The organism is Porphyromonas somerae DSM 23386 (assembly GCF_000372405.1).
In the GTDB taxonomy this organism is placed as follows: domain Bacteria; phylum Bacteroidota; class Bacteroidia; order Bacteroidales; family Porphyromonadaceae; genus Porphyromonas_A; species Porphyromonas_A somerae.
On sequence record NZ_AQVC01000065.1, the window covers coordinates 1 to 7,530 of the forward strand.

At 47.5% G+C, this 7,530-nt stretch carries 6 protein-coding genes; 5 read left to right on the forward strand and 1 reads right to left on the reverse strand.

Annotation, left to right across the window (positions count from 1 at the left end; translation table 11 throughout):
• Nucleotides 1-50 precede the first annotated feature (50 nt).
• The 4 genes from nadB to A3GK_RS10830 are packed head-to-tail and all read left to right on the forward strand — an operon-like array spanning nt 51 to nt 3,691.
• Nucleotides 51-1,646, forward strand: a complete 1,596-nt coding sequence (gene nadB / locus A3GK_RS0109630) for an L-aspartate oxidase (RefSeq protein ID WP_018029243.1) — start codon at nt 51-53, stop codon at nt 1,644-1,646.
• On the forward strand, nt 1,639-2,481 hold the full coding sequence (gene nadC, locus A3GK_RS0109635; protein WP_018029244.1) for a carboxylating nicotinate-nucleotide diphosphorylase: 843 nt from the start codon (nt 1,639-1,641) through the stop codon (nt 2,479-2,481). Before nadB ends, nadC begins: the two co-directional genes overlap by 8 nt.
• A 6-nt stretch (nt 2,482-2,487) precedes the next feature.
• Entirely contained in the window at nt 2,488-3,408 is a 921-nt protein-coding gene (gene nadA, locus A3GK_RS0109640) for a quinolinate synthase NadA (RefSeq protein ID WP_018029245.1), read from the forward strand.
• A gap of 13 nt (nt 3,409-3,421) precedes the next feature.
• Complete coding sequence (locus A3GK_RS10830) at nt 3,422-3,691, forward strand: PqqD family protein (RefSeq protein ID WP_018029246.1); 270 nt, start codon at nt 3,422-3,424, stop codon at nt 3,689-3,691.
• A 522-nt stretch (nt 3,692-4,213) separates the two neighbouring features.
• Here the strand turns inward: A3GK_RS10830 and A3GK_RS0109650 are convergent.
• Complete coding sequence (locus A3GK_RS0109650) at nt 4,214-4,450, reverse strand: hypothetical protein (RefSeq protein WP_018029247.1); 237 nt, start codon at nt 4,448-4,450, stop codon at nt 4,214-4,216.
• 165 nt (nt 4,451-4,615) lie between these two features.
• Between A3GK_RS0109650 and A3GK_RS0109655 the strand changes: the two genes are divergently transcribed.
• Nucleotides 4,616-6,958 (forward strand): outer membrane beta-barrel protein, encoded by a 2,343-nt coding sequence (locus A3GK_RS0109655; protein ID WP_018029248.1) that lies wholly within the window; start codon nt 4,616-4,618, stop codon nt 6,956-6,958.
• The last annotated feature ends 572 nt before the right edge of the window (nt 6,959-7,530 follow it).

Genomic DNA, 7,530 nt, shown 5'->3' on the forward strand with positions numbered 1-7,530 from the left:
TTTGGTATATTGCGGTTTGAATTGATCAAATCACTTTTCTATACCAGAAAATGGAGAGAAACGTTTACGACGTTATTATTATAGGTGCCGGCCTTGCTGGCCTCAACACCGCCTACCACCTTTCGAAGGGAAGGAGGGTAGCCCTCTTCTCATCGGCCACTTTGGAGGATAGCAATTCCTACTTTGCCCAGGGCGGTATGGCCGCGGTCACCTCCTCTAGCGATAGTCCTAGAGAGCACTATGAAGATACTATGGTGGCGGGGGCGGGTCTTTGCGACCCCGAAGCGGTGCGTGTGCTGACCGAGGAGGCACCCAAGGCGGTGGAGGAGCTGGAGCGGCTCGGGATGCAGTTCGATAGTGTCGATGGGCATCTCGCTTTGGGTCTTGAGGGAGGGCACCATCATCACCGCATCTTGCATGCTGGGGGCGATGCCACAGGGCGTCAGATCTCCCGCTTTATGATTTCTAAGGTAAAGGGGGAGCCTGGGATTACCCTCTTTGAACACCATACATTGATAGCGTTGATTGTGGAAGAGTACCGCTGCTATGGAGCATGGATATGGGATGCTGAGGCTAGGCAGCTAGAGGCGTACTACGCCCACTCTGTGGTATTGGCTACTGGAGGAGCTGCCGCTCTCTATAGACCCACTACCAATCCACCTACCGCATTGGGCGATGGCCTTTCGATTGCCTACCAAGCAGGGGCAGTGGTGCGAGATATGGAGTTTATACAGTTTCACCCCACTGCTCTGCACCTCAAGGGTGCCCCCTCCTATCTGATTAGCGAGGCGGTTCGTGGCGAGGGTGCTTATCTGCTCAATCCCGATGGGGAGCGCTTTATGGTCGGTCGACACCCTTTGGCCGAGTTGGCACCTCGTGATGTGGTGGCACGTGAGATCTATAGCGAGATGCAAAAGTACGATGTGGATAGCATCACCCTCTCCCTTCGTCACTTGGATCCCCAGAAGATATACCAGCGCTTCCCCACCATTTCAAAAGAACTACAGAAGTATGGGCTCGACTTAGCCACCGAGATACCGATTGCCCCAGCAGCGCACTACACGGTGGGGGGTGTACGGGTGGATCTCAATGGACACACCTCTATCGATGGCCTTTATGCCGTAGGAGAGGTCTCCTCAACAGGGCTGATGGGGGCCAATCGACTCGCTAGCAATTCTCTCGTGGAGTGCCTTGTCTACTCCACGAGGATCGCCCGCCATATCGAGGAATTAGCCGATACGCCAATGGTTTACCCCACTACTATTCAGCCTCCAGTACAGCTTCGTGAAGGCTTTGACGATGAGGTGTGGATGGCAGAAAAGGGACGGAAGATGATGAAGCGCCTAGGCAAGATATTGATGAAGCGAGCGGGTATCGTGCGAAGCTCTAAGCGTCTGCAGAAAGGATTGGCAGAGGTCACAGAGCGACTTTCGGAGTTGGAAGACTTGGCGAAGGAGAGTATCGCCGTGCGGGAGGTGTACAATCACCATCTGGTGGCTCAGCTGATTATGCTTTCGGCAGAGTTTAGGGAGGAGAGCCGTGGGGGACATTATCGCAAGGATTTCCCGGAGACTTTGCCACCAGAGGCGGCCTACCATACAGAGATACAAGAGAATAAGATTACTAAAGTAAAATACCATGAATAGAGAATACTTACTGGACCAATTGATAGATATTGCCATAGAGGAGGATATCTCCACTGGCGACCTCGCCACTAATGCACTGATTGCTAAAGGGCAGCGTGCTACTGCACTTATTACCGCCAAGGCTGATGGTGTGATTTCGGGGCTCGCGGTGGCGGAGCGGGTGTTGGAGACCATTTCAACGGAGGAGTACCTCTTTGAGCCTTATCTCCAAGATGGCGATCGTGTGGCAAAGGGCGATAAGATCCTTAAGATCGAGGGCACCTATCGCGACCTCCTCACTAGTGAGCGGCTGATGCTCAACTTCCTACAGCGGATGAGTGGTATTGCCACTGCTACCCGACAAATGGTCGACCTGATTGCTGGCACGAAGGCCCAATTGCTCGATACCCGTAAGACGGTGCCAGGGCATCGGCTGACTGATAAATTGGCAGTGAAGCATGGGGGTGGTACCAACCACCGTATGGGTCTCTATGATATGGCGATGATCAAGGATAATCACATCAAAGCGGCAGGAGGCATATCCAAGGCCATCAAGCAGGTGAAGGCAACGCTCCCTATCTCGGTAAAGGTAGAGGTGGAGACCACCAATCTGGAGGAGGTGAAGGAGGCACTGCAAGGGGGTGCCGACATCATTATGCTGGATAATATGAGTACCTCTCTGATGAAGGAGGCGGTAGCTCTGATTGGCAATAACGCAGCGACGGAGGCGTCGGGAAATATCACCCACGAACGGATCCGTGAGGTGGCGGAGACGGGGGTCGATTTTATCAGCGTTGGAGCTTTGACGCATAGTGTCCGTGCCCTAGATATGAGTATGAATTTTGAAGTGAAGTAAGTAAAGATGGAGGCTATTATAAAGGAGATCAACCGACTGAAGAAGGAGAAGAATGCTATTATCCTAGGACACTATTATGCCCGACCTGAGGTGCAGAGGGTGGCCGACTACCTAGGCGATTCCTTGGGTCTCTCGAGGGTGGCAGGCGAGACGGATGCCGATATCATCCTCTTTTGTGGGGTGGAGTTTATGGCGGAGACCGCCTCGATTATTTCGCCCGATAAAAAGGTGCTGATCCCGGTGAAGGGGGCTGGCTGTACGCTGGCTCAGTCGATTACAGCAGCGGGGATTCTGACATGGAAGCGGAAGCACCCCGATGGGATTGTGGTGAGCTATGTCAATACCACTGCTGAGGTAAAGGCGGTGACCGACTATTGTGTCACTTCGGCCAATGCCCTTAAGATTGTGAAGCAGTTGCCGGAGGGGCGGCCCATCCTTTTCACTCCCGATAAAAACCTAGGGGAGTACATCAAGATCGCTACAGGGCGGGAGATGGATATCTGGCAAGGGGAGTGCTATGTGCATGATGTGATTACCACGGAGCTAGTAGAGCACTTCCTCGAGAAGTATCCCGATGCTGAGCTACTGATCCACCCTGAATCGGCAGCATGTAGCAATCGCCAACTCTTGGAGCATCCGAGGGTGATTGTTGGGTCGACGACTAAGATAATGAACCGTCCGTCGGAGAGTAAGTACAAGCAATTCCTGATCGCAACGGAGCCAGATACATTGGCAGAGCTGACCCGTCAGTATCCCGACCTAGACTTCGTGCCTGTGATCCCAGAGCATAGGTGTGAGTATATGAAGCTGACAACACTGGAGAATATCCATGATGCCCTCCTCCACGAGCAGTATGAGGTGAAGGTGCCTGAGGAGCTGAGGGAGAAGGCGATAGTACCTATTGAGCGGATGCTAGAGCTCTCCTAATGGATTGGGTGCGATGAAGCTCAATGCTGAGATACATCTACGGGAGTTGAATGGGCAGAAGATCGGGGTGATCATGACGCCCCTTGGGCTCGATTATACCAAGGTATTAGAGCTCAATGAGAGTGCCGCCTATCTAATAGAGGAGACAAAGGACCGCGAGTTTACCGAGGAGGCCTGGATCACCCTCCTACAGCGTCGCTACCAAATCTCCCAAGAAGCGGCCACCAATGATGCCCGCAAGCTCATTGATGCCCTCACCACTGCCCGCCTCCTCAGCCACTAATAATCCCTTGTCGAGGCCCAACTGCAGATGACCAGGGGGGGGAATAGGTACCCATAATAGACGACCCTTGTGGTTGCACTTAGATAAGATAGTGCGACAACAAGGGTCAAATTTTATTCCGTGCTCAATCAAAGCGAGAATGTTGCACGAAGTGCCATTCTCGCACATTTGAATCAAATGTGCTGAGACTTTGAACGAAGGATGAGATGCAAGGCACTGAGGGTGAGGGCGCTGGGAGCGTACTCACGTACGTGACCGAGCCCGAATCCCGAAAGCAACGTAGCAGATCGCCTTCGTGCAACAGTCTCAAAGCAAAAATTGAGTTGCAACTAAGCAATCGCTGAGATGCAACAAAGCAAATGCTTAGTTGCATCTCAATTTTCGCCTTTCTAATCCATTGATTTATAGCAGGATAGAAGAGGCGTATTTTCGACTTGTCCGATGAGGGCATCCAGAGCACCCTGTCGGGTGCTGGTGGTAGAAGCCCGAAGGGGTTGCACTTTGAGATTTATAGGTTGTTATCTATATGTACCCCGTTCGGGGTAGTGTGGATGTGTTGGTCTCTGCTACCCAAGCTTCACCTTCCGGCTCGCTGTCGCTTGCCCTCAGGGGGAAGCTTTTCTTTTTGTATTTATTGATGATGCGACGTATCTTTGAGAACTCATTATAAATAATCGCATTAGCATTCTCTGGTTGTTCATCATTCTTCCAGAGCTGATTCTTAAGGTCGTCAAATCTTACATTATTTCTTTCTTGCATTTTAATAATACAGTATGAAAAATTCATTATCTTGCACCCGTGTAAGTCTCATGCTAATGTCTATGTTTTTTGTTATTAATTCACACTTTACAAAGATAGCATTATTGGGGCTTACACACTTTTTTGGGACAATATTCAGAAAAATGAGCAACAAACAACAATATTATGAATAATAGATTTCTGCTAATTATTATATGTACTATCACGCTATTGATAGGTAAAGTTTGCTCTGCGCAAGTTACAGGTACAATAGTTAATGGGGAGAAGCAGCCTGTCTGTGGTGCCTCTATTACACTGAGCAGCAAGGGGAAGCCAGATAAGAGTATTTCTACTTCAAACAAGAAAGGATTATTCAGTGTGGAAACAAAAATGCTCGAAGGACAAGATTGTATTCTTGAAATTAGACATGCAGCCTATGCTCCCTACCTGCTTTCTTTACAGAAAATGCCGAAAGCGATTGAGCTTGATACACTACGATTGGAGGAAAACGTCCTCGAAGCGGTAACGGTCATGGCTGATAGATTTATCAATAAAGTGGATAGAAAGCTACTGTTTCCATCTCAAGATATCATTAAGCGTTCAAACTCTGGCTATGATCTCATAGATAAGGTTAATTTACCCGGTATTTATGTAGATATGGCAAGCAAAAAGGTGGAGAAGCGTGGCTCGGGAAGTGTTCCTGTTTTTATCAACGAAAAGCGTGCCTCGCAGGCCGATGTCGTTGCCCTGCGACCTGATGAGGTTGTGCGTATCGAGTATATTGATAATCCTGGTGTAGAATTTGGACTGGATACACCCACTGCTATCATTAATTTTGTCGTTAAGCCTCGTATGAAAGGGATGTCTATAGGTTTTAATCTAAATGATGCTGTGACGACATTGAATGGACAGAATTATATCTATGCTCAATATAATCACCGTCTGTCCAAATGGGGAATTTACTATCAGAATGACTTTTCAAATTTAAGTCGAAGACACATTGACCAAACGGATACCTATACTTTAGCTGATGGAAACCTTCACGAAATACGCCGTGAAGGAATGAATACAAAATTGGCATACGCAAACCATGATTTCGGTATTACCTATGATTTGACAAAGAAGGGACAGTATACCTTTATGGCACAGGTAAGCTGTCACTTATATAACAGCCCAAACAGAGGACACCGCCAGCGAATTTATGAAACTGGTAAGCCTACATATTACGCTTTGACTGAACCTACTGAACATTATTTCTCGCCAACGATAGATCTGTTCTTTAGGCGCTATTTTAAGGAAAATCGTACATTGACCTTCAATTTAGTGGGTACCATGTATGATACGAAATATGGATATAGCTTTAAGACTTTTGATAAAGAAGATTTTGACTTGCCGACATCACAATATGGCTACGATACAGACGGCAAACGCTATTCTCTTATTGGTGACGTAAAGTATAGTCAGCCTTTGGGTAGATCCAGATGGACTTCTGGAATCAGTCACCTGCAAGGCTATACCAAAAATAAATATACAGGAACTTCTGACATTATCAATGATATGCACAACAGCAGTACCTATCTTTATTCCCAGATCTCAGGAACATCCAGCAACCTACGTTATTTGGTTGGTATAGGAGGTAGCTATCAATATTATTCGCAGGGGACACAGAGTTATCATTACTTCCTTTTACGCCCATCCCTAAGTCTCAGCTATCCTTTTCTGGGCAAGGGAAACATACGATATGTCTTCAATATATCCCCCAATGCACCATCTTTGGCTAATTTGAGTAATAACAGGCAGCAGTCGAATGAATACGAATATCATGTAGGTAATCCCAACTTAAAACCTTTCAGCAGATATACACAGACGCTAACCCTCTCTTACGAGCATAAGTACTTCTATATTGAAAATACAACGGGACACACGTATAGCCGAAAGCCTATCTTAGAAGAAATAACGAGAAATAGCGACGCAAATGGGAGAACATGGTTTGATTTTGGCTATGAACAGCAGAAATCTGCAGCCGACTTTTGGAACTATACTAATGTTCAACTTTATGTTATACCCAATGTTCTGACATTGGATGGCGGATTCTCGTACCTGCTATCTCGTTGCGTAGGAAATAATTATACCCACAACTTCCATCGACTATGGGGATATGTTGGCTCGAAACTGTTTTTAGGCAAATGGAACTTCAGAGCTTCTTGGTCTGCAAAGGAAAGAAACTTTAATGGGGAAAGTGAGAATACCACTGGTCAAAACATAGAAGCACAAGTGAATTATAAACTGACCCAAAACCTTTCCATTGGTCTTTATGGCTCTCATCTATTTCTAAAAAATGGCTCTACTTTCGGAGAGGCTACGCACTCTCAATTCGTCAAGAAAGATTTAACTGTATATATTCCAGAATGGGGAAATATGATCTCCTTGAATCTAACGTGGAATCTTTCGCGCGGACGTAAATATCAATCAGATCAAAAGGGTGTATGGAATCGTGACAACGAAACAGGAATATTTAAAGGTAGGTAACAAAGATTATTGCGGGTGGGTATCGTTTACCCCCAGTCTTCGGCTCTGCGAGCCTCGAATGGAAGCTAGCTGAATGGCACCCTGTCGGGTGCTGGTGGTAGAAGCCCAAAGGGGTTGCACTTTGAGATTCATAGGTTGTTATCTATATGCAACCCCTTCGGGGTAGTGTGAATATATTGGTCTCTGCTACCCAAGCTTCACCTTATGGCTCGCTGTCGCTTGCCCTCAGGGGGAAGCTTGGGTTATTACACCGTGAAACCCCTTTCGGGGTTTTCTTAATCATTGAACAATAACATATCTGCAACAGTTGTTCGGGGCTTAGGGGGGATGCCCCTCCGACTTGTCTGATAAGCCACTATCCAAGACATTTGATAGCTTAGGTGGGAGACTCTTTTTTTTACCGCATCGGCGCTGGAGTTTCACCGCATCGAAACTAATCGGTTGAGGCAACAAAAAAGGGCGCCCGTTATGGGTGCCCTTTTTGCAGTATGACGGGCATGTCATACATCTGTGGTGAAAGTCCACTCGGGGCGTAGTTGCCAACGAACCCCATAGCGACTTGCAAGTTTCAA

Bases quoted from the DNA above. Each gene is read 5' to 3' on its own strand.
- nadA (WP_018029245.1), top strand. From the start codon at position 2,488: ATGGAGGCTATTATAAAGGAGATCAACCGACTGAAGAAGGAGAAGAAT.
- A3GK_RS0109655 (WP_018029248.1), top strand. From the start codon at position 4,616: ATGAATAATAGATTTCTGCTAATTATTATATGTACTATCACGCTATTG.
- A3GK_RS10830 (WP_018029246.1), top strand. From the start codon at position 3,422: ATGAAGCTCAATGCTGAGATACATCTACGGGAGTTGAATGGGCAGAAG.
- nadB (WP_018029243.1), top strand. From the start codon at position 51: ATGGAGAGAAACGTTTACGACGTTATTATTATAGGTGCCGGCCTTGCT.
- nadC (WP_018029244.1), top strand. From the start codon at position 1,639: ATGAATAGAGAATACTTACTGGACCAATTGATAGATATTGCCATAGAG.
- A3GK_RS0109650 (WP_018029247.1), bottom strand. From the start codon at position 4,450: ATGCAAGAAAGAAATAATGTAAGATTTGACGACCTTAAGAATCAGCTC.